Origin of the sequence: Polynucleobacter sp. MWH-UH24A (assembly GCF_018687475.1) — a bacterium.
Classification (GTDB): Bacteria; Pseudomonadota; Gammaproteobacteria; order Burkholderiales; family Burkholderiaceae; genus Polynucleobacter.
In genome coordinates this window covers 1,403,268-1,418,941 of sequence record NZ_CP061292.1, presented here as the reverse complement: position 1 = coordinate 1,418,941, position 15,674 = coordinate 1,403,268, and the positions used below count along the sequence as shown (strand labels likewise).

19 protein-coding genes are annotated in these 15,674 nt (G+C 47.9%); all 19 read left to right on the top strand.

Annotation, left to right across the window (positions count from 1 at the left end; genetic code table 11):
* The first annotated feature begins 23 nt into the window (after positions 1-23).
* The 19 genes from ICV32_RS07400 to ICV32_RS07310 all read left to right on the top strand — a co-directional run bounded on the left by ICV32_RS07400 (position 24) and on the right by ICV32_RS07310 (position 15,664).
* Positions 24-1,532 carry a flagellar hook-length control protein FliK gene (locus ICV32_RS07400; protein WP_215369664.1) on the top strand — a complete coding sequence of 503 codons (1,509 nt, stop codon included), beginning with the start codon at positions 24-26 and terminating at the stop codon, positions 1,530-1,532.
* Between the two features lie 24 nt (positions 1,533-1,556).
* A complete protein-coding gene (fliL, locus tag ICV32_RS07395) occupies positions 1,557-2,300 on the top strand; it encodes a flagellar basal body-associated protein FliL (protein WP_215369662.1) in 744 nt (247 codons plus the stop codon).
* Between the two features lie 36 nt (positions 2,301-2,336).
* Positions 2,337-3,506, top strand: a complete 1,170-nt coding sequence (gene fliM, locus ICV32_RS07390) for a flagellar motor switch protein FliM (RefSeq protein WP_215369661.1) — start codon at positions 2,337-2,339, stop codon at positions 3,504-3,506.
* Complete coding sequence (gene fliN, locus ICV32_RS07385; RefSeq protein WP_215369659.1) at positions 3,499-3,876, top strand: flagellar motor switch protein FliN; 378 nt, start codon at positions 3,499-3,501, stop codon at positions 3,874-3,876. The genes fliM and fliN overlap by 8 nt, the downstream gene beginning before the upstream one ends.
* Before the next feature lie 7 nt (positions 3,877-3,883).
* Complete coding sequence (gene fliO, locus ICV32_RS07380) at positions 3,884-4,222, top strand: flagellar biosynthetic protein FliO (RefSeq protein ID WP_215369658.1); 339 nt, start codon at positions 3,884-3,886, stop codon at positions 4,220-4,222.
* Positions 4,219-4,962: a flagellar type III secretion system pore protein FliP gene (fliP, locus tag ICV32_RS07375; protein WP_251371834.1), complete on the top strand. Its 744-nt coding sequence runs from the start codon at positions 4,219-4,221 to the stop codon at positions 4,960-4,962. Before fliO ends, fliP begins: the two co-directional genes overlap by 4 nt.
* A 2-nt stretch (positions 4,963-4,964) precedes the next feature.
* A complete protein-coding gene (locus ICV32_RS07370) occupies positions 4,965-5,234 on the top strand; it encodes a flagellar biosynthetic protein FliQ (RefSeq protein ID WP_215369656.1) in 270 nt (89 codons plus the stop codon).
* Positions 5,235-5,247: 13 nt separating this feature from the next.
* On the top strand, positions 5,248-6,033 hold the full coding sequence (locus ICV32_RS07365; RefSeq protein ID WP_215369654.1) for a flagellar biosynthetic protein FliR: 786 nt from the start codon (positions 5,248-5,250) through the stop codon (positions 6,031-6,033).
* Positions 6,023-6,835 (top strand): hypothetical protein, encoded by an 813-nt coding sequence (locus tag ICV32_RS07360; RefSeq protein WP_215369653.1) that lies wholly within the window; start codon positions 6,023-6,025, stop codon positions 6,833-6,835. Before ICV32_RS07365 ends, ICV32_RS07360 begins: the two co-directional genes overlap by 11 nt.
* A 53-nt stretch (positions 6,836-6,888) precedes the next feature.
* On the top strand, positions 6,889-8,094 hold the full coding sequence (locus ICV32_RS07355) for a carbonic anhydrase (protein WP_215369651.1): 1,206 nt from the start codon (positions 6,889-6,891) through the stop codon (positions 8,092-8,094).
* Between the two features lie 208 nt (positions 8,095-8,302).
* Positions 8,303-8,722: a flagellar basal body rod protein FlgB gene (gene flgB / locus ICV32_RS07350; protein WP_215369649.1), complete on the top strand. Its 420-nt coding sequence runs from the start codon at positions 8,303-8,305 to the stop codon at positions 8,720-8,722.
* Entirely contained in the window at positions 8,719-9,123 is a 405-nt protein-coding gene (gene flgC, locus ICV32_RS07345) for a flagellar basal body rod protein FlgC (protein WP_215369647.1), read from the top strand. The genes flgB and flgC overlap by 4 nt, the downstream gene beginning before the upstream one ends.
* An 8-nt stretch (positions 9,124-9,131) precedes the next feature.
* A complete protein-coding gene (locus ICV32_RS07340; RefSeq protein ID WP_215369645.1) occupies positions 9,132-9,824 on the top strand; it encodes a flagellar hook assembly protein FlgD in 693 nt (230 codons plus the stop codon).
* 28 nt (positions 9,825-9,852) lie between these two features.
* Positions 9,853-11,781 (top strand): flagellar hook-basal body complex protein, encoded by a 1,929-nt coding sequence (locus ICV32_RS07335; RefSeq protein WP_215369643.1) that lies wholly within the window; start codon positions 9,853-9,855, stop codon positions 11,779-11,781.
* A 27-nt stretch (positions 11,782-11,808) separates the two neighbouring features.
* Positions 11,809-12,570 carry a flagellar basal body rod protein FlgF gene (gene flgF / locus ICV32_RS07330; RefSeq protein ID WP_251371833.1) on the top strand — a complete coding sequence of 254 codons (762 nt, stop codon included), beginning with the start codon at positions 11,809-11,811 and terminating at the stop codon, positions 12,568-12,570.
* A gap of 19 nt (positions 12,571-12,589) precedes the next feature.
* Positions 12,590-13,378 (top strand): flagellar basal-body rod protein FlgG, encoded by a 789-nt coding sequence (flgG, locus tag ICV32_RS07325; protein ID WP_215369641.1) that lies wholly within the window; start codon positions 12,590-12,592, stop codon positions 13,376-13,378.
* Between the two features lie 2 nt (positions 13,379-13,380).
* Positions 13,381-14,106 (top strand): flagellar basal body L-ring protein FlgH, encoded by a 726-nt coding sequence (locus ICV32_RS07320; protein WP_215369639.1) that lies wholly within the window; start codon positions 13,381-13,383, stop codon positions 14,104-14,106.
* 5 nt (positions 14,107-14,111) lie between these two features.
* Positions 14,112-15,233, top strand: coding sequence for a flagellar basal body P-ring protein FlgI (locus ICV32_RS07315; RefSeq protein WP_215369637.1), 1,122 nt, complete (start codon positions 14,112-14,114; stop codon positions 15,231-15,233).
* Positions 15,233-15,664 carry a hypothetical protein gene (locus ICV32_RS07310; protein WP_215369636.1) on the top strand — a complete coding sequence of 144 codons (432 nt, stop codon included), beginning with the start codon at positions 15,233-15,235 and terminating at the stop codon, positions 15,662-15,664. The genes ICV32_RS07315 and ICV32_RS07310 overlap by 1 nt, the downstream gene beginning before the upstream one ends.
* Positions 15,665-15,674 lie beyond the last annotated feature (10 nt).

The window sequence follows — 15,674 nt, the reverse complement described above, 5'->3', positions numbered from 1 at the left end:
TGCAAAGCGGGCAGGGACCGCTCATGCCAAAAAACGAGCCCAGAGCCAATCCTGGCGGGCTTGAGGACTTTATTAATGAATTAAATCAGGCGACCAATCTGCGCCTGCGAATCCAAGACGATGCCGCCCAAGAGGGTCGCGTCAAGATCAAGAAAAATCCCGAGACCAAAGAATCAAAACCCAATCCAGAACTGCAAATTTTGCAAAAACCGGATGGCACGCAGCCAAATCCTGCAAATATTGCCGTTCAAGGTGAGGCTGACTCGGAAACGGCCCGTGCCAATCTATTGGCCGCTTTGCAGCAACTGCAACTTCAAAACCCCAACCAAACCAATACTCTTTTGAGCCAGTGGGGAACCCAAGCCGAAACCCTTGGTTCCAATCAAGCAATTAGCATGATGAATGGCCTCGATCTTGAAGGCTTGCGCGCTAAGCTGCAAAACCTCGGTTTTGATGCGCTCTTAAATCGCTTAGAGACCGCTAAGGCATCTGGTAACGCTCAAGAAATTGCAGCGATGGAAGAGCGTTTGGCGCAAAGTTTATTAGCAAAGCTTACGACCCTGAACCCGCAAACCAATGACGGTTCTGTGATGCCGGCGGGTTTACAAAGTCAGCTTGATGCCAAAGCGCTTATGGCTCTAATTGCTCAACGCGACTCTAACACTGCTCTGCAAAGCACTCCTCAGGGCGCAGCGGTTGCAAACGTCACCTTGGCAAACCCCGAGTTACCGGTGGAGGCGGGTGATGTGGTTCGTGTGCTCGCTGTTGAGCCAAGCCTTGCTCAAGAGCTCAAAATCAAACAGTTGATGGACCTTGATCAGAAATTTACCTTGGGCCAAGGGGCGCGTGCGCTCGGTGAGCAAAATGTAGAGCAGGCAAGTAGCCTTAGCGAATTAATTGCAGCCCAGAGCACTTTGGATGAGCATGCTCTCAAAGATTTCAATCTCATCCATGGCGCTAGCGCTAAGCCCAGTAAAGACCTTGATTTGCTACCAGTCGATGATGCATCCGGAAACTTCCTCTTAGCAGCCCAAACCGCTCAGGCATCAGCCCCGATTGCAACCCCAACGCAAATTGCATTGAGTATGCAAGACGCATCGATGGTGCGTGGACCCCTTCATCAGGAAATCTTGACCGCTGCGAAAGCCGGCGGTGGCAGAATTCAGCTGGAATTGACCCCGCCTGAGCAGGGCACGATCCGTATTGATCTGCGCATCGACCAATCCGGCCGGGCCCATCTGATCGTCGAGGGCGCCAATGATGCTGCCAAAGCCCGATTGGACCAAGGTGGCCAGCAACTCAAGCAGGAATTTGCCCAAATGGGCCTAAACCTGACTTTGGATCTGCGCCAGGGTGAAGGGCGCTTTGCTCAAAACCAGCAATTTGGGTCCAATCAAACCGCATTCAATCAGCCTAGTTATTCCACCGATAGATCCTCACAGGGGATTGGTTTATTATCTGAAAATTCCGTTAGTTCTCGCTGGTTTGGCGATGCTTCGGGGGGCAGTTCAGGTATAAATCTGTATGCTTAATACAGTTATGAATGAGGATCGGCAATGGCTGAAGAAGATAAAGTTGAACCTACGCTAGAAGCGGGCGCAAACCCCGCACCGGCTGCCGCACCTGCTTCTGCTACTGACGAAGCACCCCCACCTCCCAAAAGTAAGAAAAAACTCTTCATCATTATTGGAGCGTTAGTTGTTCTAATTGGTGGCGGTGCTGGTGGCTATATGTACATGCAAAAAGCAGAAGCCGACAAGAAAGCGGCCGAAGCCGAGGCCAATAAGCCCGAGAATATTCTTAAAAAGCAGCTGACTGAGCGCAAGCAAAATGCGCCACCCATTTACATCCCCTTGGATGAAATGATTGTGAACTTACCGGGACGCGGTGGTGAGCATTATTTGCAAACCAAAATTGTTCTGCGCACCGCTGACCCCTCAACCGAGGGAAAAGTAAAGCAGTTCATGCCGGTGATCCGCGATAAGATCATTACTGTATTGTCTTCACGGCAAATGCAAGAGTTGGCAACCGTCGAGGGTAAAACCATGATGGCGCGCGAGGTTGCACTGGTGATTAATTCCATCATTGCACCGCAGTTAACAGCGATTTACATCTTGCAGCAGCAACCGAACACTGCTGATTTGCAAAACTTGGAACGCATTGGTGCAATTCCAAAAGAAACCTCAACGGGTAAGAAGATTACTAATGAGGCCGCTCGTGCAGCAGCCGAGTTTTGGAATGTCACCGAAATGGATTTACCGGTTCAAGCCGTTTTGTTTAGCTCTTTTGTGATGCAGTAATGACCTTCATCTGCTGGAGTACTCCACAGGAAAAAAATGGCAGATCAGGACGTTAACTTTGAAATGAACATCAACGCTGTTGATCAGCGTGAGATGTTCGACAAATCCAAGATCATTGCGCGTCGGCGGATGCCTACGCTGGAGCTCATTCATGAGCGCTTTAGCCGCGCTGTTCGCCTGACGCTATTCAATATGATCCGCGCACCGATTGAGGTGCAAATGCATTTGCCGGTGGTCAAGAGCTACGAGAACTTCGTTAATGAGTTTCCTGAGCGCACCAATATCAATATCGTTGGGATTCGGCCATTGCGTGGTGTGGGTTGCTGGATTGTGGATCCGGGCGTGGTCTATATCGCCATTGATAACATGTTTGGTGGCGAAGGACGGTTGCCGCCGCGCTTGAGTTTGCGTGAATATACCGCAACCGAGTTGCGTATCATCCGTCGCCTAGTCGATGCGTTGCTAAGCGAATATGAAAAGGCGTGGAAAGCCGTCTACGAAATCAAGTTCGATTTCATGCGCCAAGAAACCAACTTTGGCTTTGCCAAAATTACCTCGCCAAGCGAGATGGTTTTGCACTCCAAATTTACAATTGAGATTAATGGCCGCCCTGGGGATGTTGATCTGTGCATTCCGTTTTGGGTTTTAGAACCCGTTAAGTCGATTCTCTATAACAACATGCAAGGATTTGCGAGCGAGCCTGACGAGCACTGGGCTAATTTGCTGTCTGATCAAGTGCATGAGGCTCCTGTAACGGCTGTCGCAGTTCTTGCCAGAAAACAAATGTTGCTTGGCGAGGTCGCCTCATTAGCGGTGGGCGAGATTATCCCAATTGAGATCATGGATCCGGTCACGGTCTTCGTTGATGGTCTGCCGGTGATTCGAGGCCAGTACGGGGTCAAAAATGGCCGGTATTCGGTCAAGATTCAAACGATTCAGCATCCCGCCGAGTTTTTAAAGAGCCCTCTCGAGAGCGCTCGCTTGGGGCCAAGCATGATGCGCGGAGCCGAGCAGGGTGAGTTGTATGAACAGTTTCAGGATGGCACAGCACCCTTAGCCAATGGCGCCGAGGTGCAAACGGTAAATCCTGCAGATTTAGCGAAACCGGCGGTAAGCGATACAATTAATTCACTTGCCGATACTTTGGTGGCAAAAGACGAAACCAGTTCAACCGAGGGAAATCAAAAAGGGGATACAAATGGCTGAAAATGATAATGATTTAGCTAAGTCCCTAACGAGTAAAGATTTAGCAGGTTCCCTACGAAAAGCCAATTTTTCCAATTTGGAAGATGGTGCAAAAGTGGGCGCGGACTTCAACGAAATTGATCTGGTCATGGATGTGCCCGTTCAGGTGACTGTAGAACTTGGGCGCGCCAAGATGCAAATTCGGAATTTATTGAACTTGACCTATGGTTCGGTAATTGAGCTTGATATTCTGGCTGGCGAGCCCCTTGAGGTCGTTGTCAATGGTTGCCTCGTTGCTCAAGGAGAAGTCGTGATTGTGAACGATCGTTACGGTATTCGCCTTACCGATATCGTTACTCCGGCAGAGCGTTTACGCAAAATTAACCGTTGAGTCGAGCATGAACCCCTCGCTTGGAGGCATGCTTTGGTTTTCCTTCTTTTGGCTTGCCCTAGCCGCCGGTTTAATTTGGGTAGTCGCATACATTGTTAAGCGGGATGCCGCGACGAAGGCATCGAATCCAAACGTTAAGATCCTCGCTCAACAGGCCATCGGCCCGCGCGAACGTATTTTGGTGGTAAATGTCCTTGGCCGAATATTAGTGCTTGGACATTCACCCAATCAAATTAATTTACTAATGGAATTAGCGCCAGAAGATTTGGCGAACCTAACCCAGCAAAATAATTCTTTGGATTTCTCAATCAACCTTAAGCGGTTTGTTAAAAGGAAAGTGTCGTGAGGCGTTTTGCGCTCTGGCTCTCAGTTAGTCCGTTTGCAATCCTTTTGGCTCCTGAGCTGGCATGGGCGCAATCCTTACCTTTGGTGACCACGAAAGCAGCAGGAGGCAGTACGGTCTATGCCGTCCCGGTGGAGACGGTACTAGCCCTGACGGCGCTGAGTTTTTTGCCTGCCGCGTTAATTCTGTTAACGAGTTTTACTCGCATCTTGATTGTGTTTTCATTATTGCGTCAGGCGCTGGGACTAACGACCATGCCGCCAAATATTGTATTGATCGGACTGTCTTTCTTTTTGACACTCTTCATCATGAACCCTGTGTTTGAGAGCATTTATCAAAAAGCATATCAACCGTATACCGCAGGCAAAATTAACTTTGCCCAAGCGGTTGATATTGGCTCGGTACCGTTAAAAGAGTTCATGTTGAAACAAACGCGTCGCGATGATCTCAATTTGTTTGCCAAAATGTATGGCAAGCCCATTGATAACCGTGAAGATGTGCCGATGACCGTTTTAATTCCAGCGTTTGCAATCTCAGAAATTAAAACCGGATTTTTGATTGGCTTTGTCATTTATTTACCGTTTTTAGCGATTGACTTTGCCGTGGCCAGTATTTTGACCTCGCTCGGAATGGTGATGGTCTCGCCCATGATGTTTTCACTTCCGCTCAAGCTAATAGTGTTTGCCTTAGCTGACGGTTGGACCTTGTTGTCCTTATCACTGGTGCAAAGTTATTTTAATTAGCCATGGAAAGCGGACAAATCATCGATCTCGTGTTCCAAGCATTGCGCATGGCCGCATTCTTGGCAGGCCCGACCTTGTTAGCACTCTTGGTGGTGGGATTGGTCCTTGGTATTTTGCAAGCTGCTACCTCAATTAATGAATCAACCGTGGCCTTTGTTCCCAAATTGGTTGTCTTTGGTTTGGTTGTTTTACTAGCAGGCCCAGTAACCCTTGCCTTATTTGTTGATTACATCAAAGAATTACTCGGCCGCATTCCTGGTTTGATTAGTTAGCTCACAGTTCATCATGATCACCATCACCGGCGTGCAAATTGAGCAGTACATGTTGGTGTTGATGCTGGCTTCGGTTCGTATCTTTGGCCTTTTTCTGACGGCACCCATGTTTGCATTTCGCGCATTGCCGATGCAGTTTAGGGTTCTACTAACTCTATTGTTGGCTTTTTATGTTTTCCCTTTTGTCGGTACTGAAAATTTTCCAACGCCCGGGGGCAGCATTAACTTTTTCTTTGTCATGATTGAACTGGCCACCGGAGCGTTTATCGGCTTCATGATTCGTTTGGGCTTGATGGCGGTCGACGTGGCTGCGGAAGTGCTGTCGTTTCAGGCAGGATTTAGTTTTGCATCCACCTTCTTTAATGATCCGATGCTGGACTCGGGATTAGTCGGGCAGTTTCTGGGGCTCATCATGATTGCCCTGTGTTTTGCCCTGAACATTCATTTACTCGTTCTTGATCTTGTGCTCTCTAGTTTTAAAACGCTCCCTTTTGGAGTATGGCCAAGTCAGTGGAGTATTCAAGGGGTGATTGATATATTGACGAGCTCCTTTCGATTGGGTTTAATTTTGGCGATGCCCGTATTATTGGTTTACATCATGTTTAATATGACCCAAGCGTTTTTAGGAAGAACCAGCCCGCAAATGAATTTATTCTCGGTCGGCTTTGCGATTAGCATCCCCTTGGCATTCTTGGTCTTGGTGATCGTGCTCCCTGACTTACCCGATGTTTTAAAGCGTTCGCTAGAGGAGCCGATGCAACTGATTCGGCAAGGTTTAGGAGTAAAAAATGGTCCGTAGTCAATCGTCCTCGATCGCACGCTACGTAACTAATGCGCTATGCGCATGCCTTTTCAGTAGTCTCGCAATAGGGGCACAAGCGCAGAGCCCCAGTCCAGACCCCAGTGAACCCAAAATCATTATTCGGTCAGAGCCAATCCCCCCTCAAAATGAGGAGACTCCCGCGGCACCCAAACCGGATCCAGCGTTGGGCGAGGGTCAGGCAGGCCCCACTGATTGTGAGCAAAAATTTCCGATGCCCGCATCGCGAAAAGCATCCAACCCTTATGCGGAGGATGGCGCCATTATCTGTAAACGCTTAGAGGTTCGGGGCCAACGCATGCAGTGCGAAATTGATAAGTTAATCAACGATCGCTCGGATGTCTTTGCCACCACGGGGGCCAAAACAGAACTGGCCAACTGGGCGCGTTGCAATGAGAAGATCGCCAGGCTGTTGATTGATGGCTATTACATTCCTGGAAGTGAGATTGAGCGCCGCTTACAAATTTGCAGCGCTAACTTTTATGCTGATCCTGGCAAGGCGCCCAAATTAGGTGGCCTTTACACCCGATTTATCCGTTGGATGAACATTAACGATTACACCCCACCGCCCAGTGATGCGGCGCTAGAGGCGGCCATCAAGCAATCAACTCCGCTTAATAGCCAAGAAAACGTCGCCGGTCTCATGAAATGCGAGTGGATGTTTGCGACTAGCAAAACGCCACAAATTGATCCATTGCCAAGCTTAGCTCCGCCACCCAGCTCAACTCCACCCACTAACCCGAAAACGGCTAAACCCCCAGCCAAGAAGAGCTCTAACTAGCAGTAACCACTAACTTATTTAACTGTTTTGGAATAAAAACCGTAAGTACCATTATGAATAGACACTTAAATCGCACCGCTCACCCCACCACAAAAGCGCTTTGTGGTCTCAGCGCCATCATTTTTTGTGCATCGCACCCCTTGGCCGCTGACGATAAAGCTGCACCCAAGGCTCAGCCCCAATCTCAGCCTCAGCCAGCAGCAATTGCCCAACCCGCCGCCCCAACTCCGCCTGTTGTTGCTAAACCGGTCGCACCCACCGCTCCAAGCGTAGCTAAATCGAGCACCGCGGCGACTCCAAAAAGTGGACCGCCCACCGATCAGGATATGGCTGAAGCGCTGATTCAGAAGATTAATAAGGGCTCTGGAGATATTGTCTTGCGAAGCAGCGATTTGCCTGCCCCGTATCCACCCAAGCCTGAGGTAAAACCTGAACAAAAGGTTGCTGCCAAACCAGAAACCAAAACTGAAGCAAAGCCAACTACAGCGGCTAAACCGGTAGTAACTCCACCGCCTCCAGCGCCCGAGATCCCATGGACCTATGCCGACGGTCCTGGCGGCCCAGAGAATTGGGCAAATCTAAAGAAAGAAAACCTCTTGTGCTCTAAAGGCAAGATGCAGTCGCCCATCAATATTAATTTTGATAATGCGGTGAAGGCTGATTTGACTCCGGTGGTCTTTGAGTATCGCCCCTTCTTCTTATCCATTATGGATAATGGACGGACCGTTGAGATCATTGGCGCTGAAGGCAATACCATCTTCTTTAACGAGAAACAGTACCGTCTCATGAGCTTGGATTTTCATAAGCCGAGCGAAGAAGCGTTTAATGGCGAGCGCTTTGAGATGTCGGTCCATCTTGTCCATCAACATTTTGATGGTAGCCAAGTGATTGTGGCCGTGATGCTTAGCTCCTCCCCAAAATTATTCGAAGCGGCCAAAAAATCGCGCTGGGACACCCCGCCTAAGGAGAGTGCCGTTTTTCAGATCGTTCTTAATAATGTTCCCCTAGTCAAGAATCAGGTGGTGTCACCACCCAATGTGGCCATTAACCCCAACCAGTTCCTCCCAGAAAATAGGAGCTATTTCACTTACATCGGTTCCTTGACCGAACCGCCATGTACCGAGGGAGTGACCTGGATTGTCATGAAAAACCCAGTATTGGTATCTGCCCAGCAGGTTCATAGTTTTGGTCAGATTTATTCCAATAACGCTCGACCCCTACAAATGCGGGGCGATCGGGTGATTAAAGAGTCGCGTTAAACGCCAAACCGGCAAAATTTACCGCGATTGATTCAGGAAGGGATTGTTGGGCCAACAATTCCGGCTTGATGACCTAATTCCAGCTCAAATTCAAGCGTAAATAAGTAATTAAAACAATATCTTAGCTATATTGGCATAGCTTTTGCTTATATCTCACTGACTATTGGACTTTTGGCCATTGCCAAAGGTGAGATTGAAGGAAAGCTTGATGAACGCTGTACCAAAATACGACTCGCTGGTTTTTCACGAAGCTGCGCTTAAATTGCGTACGCGGCGTCAGGAGATTTTGGCCAACAATCTAGCCAACTCCGATACCCCTGGCTACAAGGCTCGGGATATCGACTTTGCCAAAACCCTAGAGAACGAGTTAGCTGGCAAAAGCCGTTTTCCAAATTCAATCCCTCTAGCACTGACCCATCAGGCACATATTGCGATTAAGCCCCCGATGGAAGATCCCGGTTTGCTCTATCGCGTCCCCAATCAACCATCGATGGATGGCAATACGGTCGATGGCGATATCGAGCTCAGTCAATTTACGAAAAACTCGGTATTTACCGAGGCCGCATTGACCTTCTTAGGCGGCACCATTCGTAGCCGCTTATCTGCAATTACTGGACAAGCCTCATGAGCCTTCTAGGATCCTTTGATATCGGTGCGACGGGTTTAACTGCTCAAGCGATGCGCTTGAATGTGATCTCGTCCAACATCGCAAACGTGGACAGCGTTTCTGGACCTGATGGGCGCGCATACCGAGCCCGTCAAGTGGTTTTCTCGGCTTTGCCAAGTACCAATTCAGCAGGGTCAGGCGTGGCAGTCACCGAGATTCGGGAAAGTCGTGAGCCGTTTCGTCGTGAGTATCGCCCTGGTCACCCCAAAGCCGATGCCGCTGGTTACGTGGATATGCCCAACGTAAACCCCGTCGAAGAAATGGTGAACATGATCTCGGCACAACGCTCGTATCAAATGAACATCGAAGCCATGAACGTTTCACGGCAATTGATGCTTAAAACATTGGATTTAGGTAAATAGAGGTCGCTATGGCAACATCCCCAATGAGTGGTATTCGTACCTATGATCCGGCAGCGGCAAATCGGCCACGGGATACCGATCCCAATACCGGAATGAGCGCTGCGGATCAAACTCAAAACTTTTTGAAACTGCTCATTGCGCAGATTAAGAACCAAGATCCAATGAGTCCGATGGATGCATCGACGATGACCGCGCAAATGTCCCAGCTCAATATGGTGAGCAGCATGGGCACGATGAACACCTCGATGCAAGCCATGTTGGCTCAGATGCAAAGTGCCAATTTCCTAAACCAAGCAACCCTAATTGGTCATAGCCCGATGGTTGCTGGTAACACGATCAATTTCATGGGTGGCGAAGTAATACTAGGAGCCAATTTGGCTAACCCCTTGCAAGGTGTGGTTGCCACCATTAAGGATGCGAGCGGCAATGTGGTGGGTACAGCTGACCTTGGAAATCTCAATAGCGGCATGACCAATTTTGCATTTGATGGCATTGATGCTAGCGGCGCAACCATGCCAAACGGAATTTATCGGGTTGAGATTACTGGCAAAAACAGTGCTGGTGCGAATGAGACGCCAACTGCTTATGTTGGATCACCCGTGGTCTCGATTTTGAAGGATGGCAGTTCAGGTCAAGCTTTATTAAAGCTCGCGGATGGTCGCAGCATTAAAGCCTCAGAAGTTACGCAGTGGGTTAACTAAATATTTTTGAAGAAAGAAGGGTGGCACTATGGCACAGTACGGAATCGGTCTATCAGCCTTAAATGCATTCTCCGAGGCGATTGACGTTACCAGTAATAACATCGCAAACGGACAAACGGTCGGTTATAAATCTGCCGAGTACGTGTTTGCTGACCAGTTCTTCAAAGCCCAAAACCCGCAAAGCCGTGACCGCGCTGGTATGGGAACGTCGCGAATGATCATTCGTCGTGCCAATACTTATGGAACGATCTCAGGAACACAAAATCCGTTGGATCTCGCAATTGCCGGTCCTGGAATGTTCATCCTGGCAAAACAAGTAGACGGAACAACCCCAACAGAGAACCCACAGAAATTTCAGTACACCCGTAATGGCCAGTTTGCTGTTGATGCGAATAAGCGGATCGTGAATGAGAACGGATTATTTTTGGTTGGTTATGCCGCCGATAGCAAGGGTAATATCATCACAAATACTAAGTCAACATTAAAGCTGGATGATGAGCCCTTATCTCAAGTTCCAACTCGAGAGTCAACGATCAATATCAATATTGATAACCGAGCAGATACACTTTCAGGTAGATTATTTGATCCATTAGATCCCGCTAGTTACAGTCAATCGACATCACAAACTGTATACGATAGTCTTGGTAAATCGCATATATTGTCCTTGTATTACAAAAAGGTAAATTCCTCTGATCTCACGCTGACAGATAGTGCATCAACCGGAACAAAATTTACATTTGATGTTAAGCAGTCACTTGGCACAACTCAAAACGGAGAGCAGACTGATAAAATAGCTACAACAGCTGTACCTTCTACGGTTACCGGCTCTACTCAAACTCTTAGTAATGCAAAGTTAACCTATCTCAGTGGCGGTTTAGAAGGTCTTAATGGAGTTAAAACCTTAACAATTTCGGGTGCAGGTTCCGGACTAAAGGACGGAATTTATAAAGATTTATCTTTGTCAGGTGGATTTGGAAGCGGAGCAAAAGCTACTTTCACTGTATCTGGAGGAAGTGTAACAAGCGCTGTCATAACAGAAACAGGTAAAGATTATGGCGGATCTGATTCATTATCTGCAACTGTTGATGGGGCAACAATATCTTTAACGGTTAGCGCAAGAACAGCAGCCGCTTCAGGAAGTGGCAAGCTGGGATCAATTTATGACCTTAAATTAAGTGATGGAACAATATTAACTGTTAAACAATCTAACTTTAGTGGTACATCTGATTCAACATACGTTGTTCAAGCAGATCGCTACGCAGTATTTGCAACAATTGATGGCATTCCTGTTGGTTCCGATATTACTGGAACTGGTAAGACATCGGTTAAGTTATCTGGAGTTACTAATAGTGAACAAACTTCACTGGGAACAATGGCATTTGTCGCGGGTAAAAATTTAGATTCATTGTCTCGCGATGCATACGATAAGCCACAATTCAATACAAAATTAACAATTACTGCTGGGCCCAGTATAGGAAATACATGGGGTAAGACAGCAAATGGCGGTACGATTGGCTTCACTTTAAGTAGCACAGATACTACCGGTTACTCATCATTTGCTCAAACCTATACTAATACTCAGGACGGTTCGCCAACCGCTCAATTAACCGCTTACTCATTTGATTCTTATGGGAAGCTGGTTGCTCAGTATGACAATGGTAAATCGATTGTTAAGGGCCAGTTGATCCTAGCAACCTTCAATAACTTTGAAGGATTAGTACCAGTTGGCGGTAACGGATTCCAAGCCTCTGCCGTATCTGGTGATCCACTCGAAGACACTCCAAACGGCTCTCAAATGGGTGCGATTCGAGCACAGGCCGTTGAGGAGTCTAACGTTGATTTAACTCAGCAATTGGTCAAACTCATGGTTTTGCAACGCGCTTACTCAGCCGCATCACAGGCAACCAAAGTGCAAGTAGCAACGCTGGTTGATGACACCTTACGGATTGGCCAATAAACCAATTAGGGAATCAGGAACTAGGCCATGATTAACCGCTTCGCATACGTCTCGATGACTGGGGCAAAAGCCTCAACCGAGCAGTTGGCGGTGACTAGTAATAATTTGGCCAATGGTTTGACTCCTGGCTTTAAGGAAGTCATTAGTGCGTTTCGGGCAGTACCTCTGCGTGGTGACGGCGAGCCATTTCAGGGGAACGGAGCCGATACCCGAGTCTTTGCAATTGATACGACGCCAGGAAGTAATTTCACGGCAGGATCGGTGCAAACTACCGGCAACCCATTGGATGTTGTAATCAAGGGCGATGGATTCTTTGCTGTGCGTCGTCCAGATGGTCAAGAAACCTACACACGCAATGGTAAGTTTATGGTGGATGAAAATGGCACCCTCAAAGTAGGACGTGACATTCCAGTGATTGGTACCGGGGGCTTAATTACGATTCCACCGAATGCCACAATTCAGATTGCTGAAGATGGTGGCGTATTTACTCAATTACCAGGAACACAGTTTCTGAACCAAGCAGGAAAATTAAAGCTGGTTAACCCCAATCCAAATAGTTTGCAACGTGCTGAAGACGGATTTTTTGATCTTCCCGGAACCCAGGCGCCACCGGATGGAACAGTACGAGTTGCCCAAGGTGCATTTGAGGGAAGTAACGTCAACCCCACTTTGGCGATGGTGCAGATGATTGATCAAAGCCGTCTATTTGATCTGAACTTTCGTGCTGTTCAAACCGCTGACCAAAATGCTAGGGCAGCGATAGGCCTAGTTTCCTTATCACGTGGTTAATTAAAAGAAAGAGAAATCGATGCTACGCTCACTATGGATATCGAAAACGGGGATGGATGCCCAGCAGATGAATCTGGACGTGATTACTAATAATCTCGCCAATTCATCAACCACTGCATTTAAACGTGTTCAACCGATGTTCCAAGATCTGTTGTACACAACACTCCGTGCCGCAGGATCATCAAGTAATGCCCAAAACTTACTGCCCACCGGATTGCAAGTGGGCGCTGGATCAGCAGTGACATCGACTGAGCGCATCATGATTCAAGGATCGATGTTACAAACCGGCAATCAACTCGACGTTGCGATTAATGGCAATGGCTTTTTCCAAATTCAGCTAGCTGATGGTACCTTGGCTTACACCCGTCAAGGACAATTTAGCTTAAGTGCGACGGGACAAATTGTGACCCAAGCGGGTAATGTGGTTGCGGGTGCCGGTGTGATTCCGAGTACTGCAACGAGTATTACGATTAGTCAGGCTGGCCTCGTGCAATACTCCACCCAAGGATCAAGCACCTTAACCCAAGCGGGTCAAATTACGATGGCTAATTTTGCTAATCCTGCGGGATTAGTCGCCATTGGTGGAAATAATTTTATTCCTTCACCCGCATCTGGTACGGCACAAAATCAAATTGCCGGAACGAATGGTATGGGAACCATACAGCAATATTACGTCGAACAATCGAACGTAAACGTGGCTGAAGAATTAGTGAATCTGATTGCGGCCCAGAGAGCGTATGAAATTAACACCCGCGCTGTGACCGCATCCGATCAAATCTTGCAACGCGTTAGTAACTTAGGGCAATAAGTATGAAACTCTATAAGCGTACGATCGCATACCTCACACTCAGTACGATTTGTGTCGGAATCCTCGGCGCTTGCGCAAGTGCTGATCGTCCGACTTTATTGCAAACACCGACAAGCGCCCGACCAAAACCCATACAAGAAACATCTGCCAATATGGGCAGCCTCTACCCAGCCAATGCGGGTGGGCCCTATGTCTCAATGGTAAGCCATCGCCCTTTGTTTGAAGATCGGCGTGCCAGAAATGTAGGCGATACCCTAACCGTGGTTTTGAATGAGACCACGAGTGCAGCGAAGAATTCAAATATGGCTGCGCAACGAAAGGGTAATGTCAATAGTGAATTTACGCCAGGTGTAACTGGGATGCCATTTGGACCCTATACCAGTGTTAAGGCAATTGCAAATTTTGATGGGACTGGTGAGATTAAGAGTGAAGGCTCTGGAACTAGCGCAGCAAATAATACATTCGCCGGAACAATTACGGTTACTGTGATTGAGGTGCTATCTAACGGCAATCTGGTTGTTGCTGGTGAGAAACAAGTCGCCATTAGTAATGAGGAAGAGATTATTCGGTTTGGTGGCGTAGTAAATCCAAATACATTGGTATTTAATCGAGTCTCATCGCAAGAGGTTGCTGATGCCCGTATTGAGTATCGGGGACGTGGCGCAACCGATGATACCCAGGGCGTTGGTTGGTTTACACGCCTATTATTGAAGATAGCCCCATTCTAATCATCATGCGCCTTTCTATCCAAAAAATTAGAACCATCACGCTCGTATTGTGTATGAGCGTGATCTCGAATACGGCTTTTGCAGATCGGATTAAAGATTTTGCAGATATTGCTGGACAGCGTCCTAATCAACTTGTTGGTTATGGATTGGTAGTGGGTTTAGATGGAACCGGTGACCAAACCACCCAAACACCCTTTACCCTCCAAAGCGTATTGCAAATGATCGGAGTCTTGGGCGTGACGCTACCATTGACTGGTACTCAAGCGCAGCTACGTAATACTGCCGCGGTGATGGTTACTGCTGAGTTTCCACCATTATCAAAGCCAGGACAGCAAATTGATGTCACGGTCTCATCGCTTGGTAACGCAACGAGCTTAAAAGGTGGAACCTTGGTAATGACCCCGCTTAAAGCGGCCGATGGTCAAGTTTATGCGCAAGCACAAGGAAACTTGGTGATTGGTGGCGCAAGAGCCGCAGCGGGTGGTGCCCAAACATCGGTAAATCACTTATCGGCTGGACGTATCCCATCGGGTGCCATTATTGAACGCGCAGTCCCAGCACTCTTAGTCGATGAGTTCGTGCAGTTGGATCTGCGTCGCGCTGACTTTAGCTTAATGCAACGAACCGCAGAAGCGATTGGACGACGTTTTGGTTTGGGAACCGCAATCCCCATTGATGCGCGGGCTCTCAATGTACGAGTACCGACGGATCCGTTGCGCCGCACGGCCTTCATGGCAGCATTGCAAGATCTTGATGTTCCTGCAGTGAGTGGACCCGCTAAAGTGGTTCTCAACTCGAGAACAGGATCGGTGGTGATTAATCAAGCGGTGCAGTTATCGCCTGCTGCTGTAGCCCATGGCAGCTTGACCGTTCGCATCGAACAAACACCAACCACGAGCCAACCATTGCCATTTAGTCGTGGACAAACCACCGTAACGACGCAAGATACCGCATCGATTACTGACAATGGTAAAGAAAATAGCTTAATTCGAGTGGATAGTGGTGCAAATTTAGATCAGGTTGTGAAAGCCCTAAATATGTTGGGCGCAACCCCGCAAGACCTGATTTCCATATTGCAAGCACTGCGTGCAGCAGGCGCATTACGTGCGGAGTTGGAGGTCATCTAATGAGCCCCTTATTTTCTTTAACCACAATTGATTCATCTTCTGCACGATTAGTTAATAAGTCGGATAAAGCGAAAAAGCCTGACGAAATTACCAAATCGGAGAAAAAGATTCGGGAGGCAGCCGAAGGTTTTGAGCGCACCTTGCTGCGTCAATTGCTAAGCGTTGCCAGAAGCACCAATATCAATAGCCCTGAACCCAAAAGCTCAACCTCGATGGCTTACCTGCAAATGATGGATGATCGTTTAGCTGATCTGCTATCGAAGTCTAAAAAGATTGGATTTGGCGACAAGATGGCCGAACAGCTTCTTGAGCAGTCCAATATTAAGCAATTAATCGCTAATGAGAAAAAGGCCGTAAACAGTAAGGATGAAGTGGCTTCGCCCGTGCTCAATAAGTACATGCGTCCCAACCCGCTTCCATTTAAAAATTAAGGCTTTAGAA

What these genes read in the sequence shown, in the direction of transcription:
- ICV32_RS07400 (WP_215369664.1), top strand. Translation starts at nt 24, where the DNA reads ATGCCAAAAAACGAGCCCAGAGCCAATCCTGGCGGGCTTGAGGACTTT.
- fliL (WP_215369662.1), top strand. Translation starts at nt 1,557, where the DNA reads ATGGCTGAAGAAGATAAAGTTGAACCTACGCTAGAAGCGGGCGCAAAC.
- fliM (WP_215369661.1), top strand. Translation starts at nt 2,337, where the DNA reads ATGGCAGATCAGGACGTTAACTTTGAAATGAACATCAACGCTGTTGAT.
- fliN (WP_215369659.1), top strand. Translation starts at nt 3,499, where the DNA reads ATGGCTGAAAATGATAATGATTTAGCTAAGTCCCTAACGAGTAAAGAT.
- fliO (WP_215369658.1), top strand. Translation starts at nt 3,884, where the DNA reads ATGAACCCCTCGCTTGGAGGCATGCTTTGGTTTTCCTTCTTTTGGCTT.
- ICV32_RS07370 (WP_215369656.1), top strand. Translation starts at nt 4,965, where the DNA reads ATGGAAAGCGGACAAATCATCGATCTCGTGTTCCAAGCATTGCGCATG.
- ICV32_RS07365 (WP_215369654.1), top strand. Translation starts at nt 5,248, where the DNA reads ATGATCACCATCACCGGCGTGCAAATTGAGCAGTACATGTTGGTGTTG.
- ICV32_RS07360 (WP_215369653.1), top strand. Translation starts at nt 6,023, where the DNA reads ATGGTCCGTAGTCAATCGTCCTCGATCGCACGCTACGTAACTAATGCG.
- ICV32_RS07355 (WP_215369651.1), top strand. Translation starts at nt 6,889, where the DNA reads ATGAATAGACACTTAAATCGCACCGCTCACCCCACCACAAAAGCGCTT.
- flgB (WP_215369649.1), top strand. Translation starts at nt 8,303, where the DNA reads ATGAACGCTGTACCAAAATACGACTCGCTGGTTTTTCACGAAGCTGCG.
- flgC (WP_215369647.1), top strand. Translation starts at nt 8,719, where the DNA reads ATGAGCCTTCTAGGATCCTTTGATATCGGTGCGACGGGTTTAACTGCT.
- ICV32_RS07340 (WP_215369645.1), top strand. Translation starts at nt 9,132, where the DNA reads ATGGCAACATCCCCAATGAGTGGTATTCGTACCTATGATCCGGCAGCG.
- ICV32_RS07335 (WP_215369643.1), top strand. Translation starts at nt 9,853, where the DNA reads ATGGCACAGTACGGAATCGGTCTATCAGCCTTAAATGCATTCTCCGAG.
- flgF (WP_251371833.1), top strand. Translation starts at nt 11,809, where the DNA reads ATGATTAACCGCTTCGCATACGTCTCGATGACTGGGGCAAAAGCCTCA.
- flgG (WP_215369641.1), top strand. Translation starts at nt 12,590, where the DNA reads ATGCTACGCTCACTATGGATATCGAAAACGGGGATGGATGCCCAGCAG.
- ICV32_RS07320 (WP_215369639.1), top strand. Translation starts at nt 13,381, where the DNA reads ATGAAACTCTATAAGCGTACGATCGCATACCTCACACTCAGTACGATT.
- ICV32_RS07315 (WP_215369637.1), top strand. Translation starts at nt 14,112, where the DNA reads ATGCGCCTTTCTATCCAAAAAATTAGAACCATCACGCTCGTATTGTGT.
- ICV32_RS07310 (WP_215369636.1), top strand. Translation starts at nt 15,233, where the DNA reads ATGAGCCCCTTATTTTCTTTAACCACAATTGATTCATCTTCTGCACGA.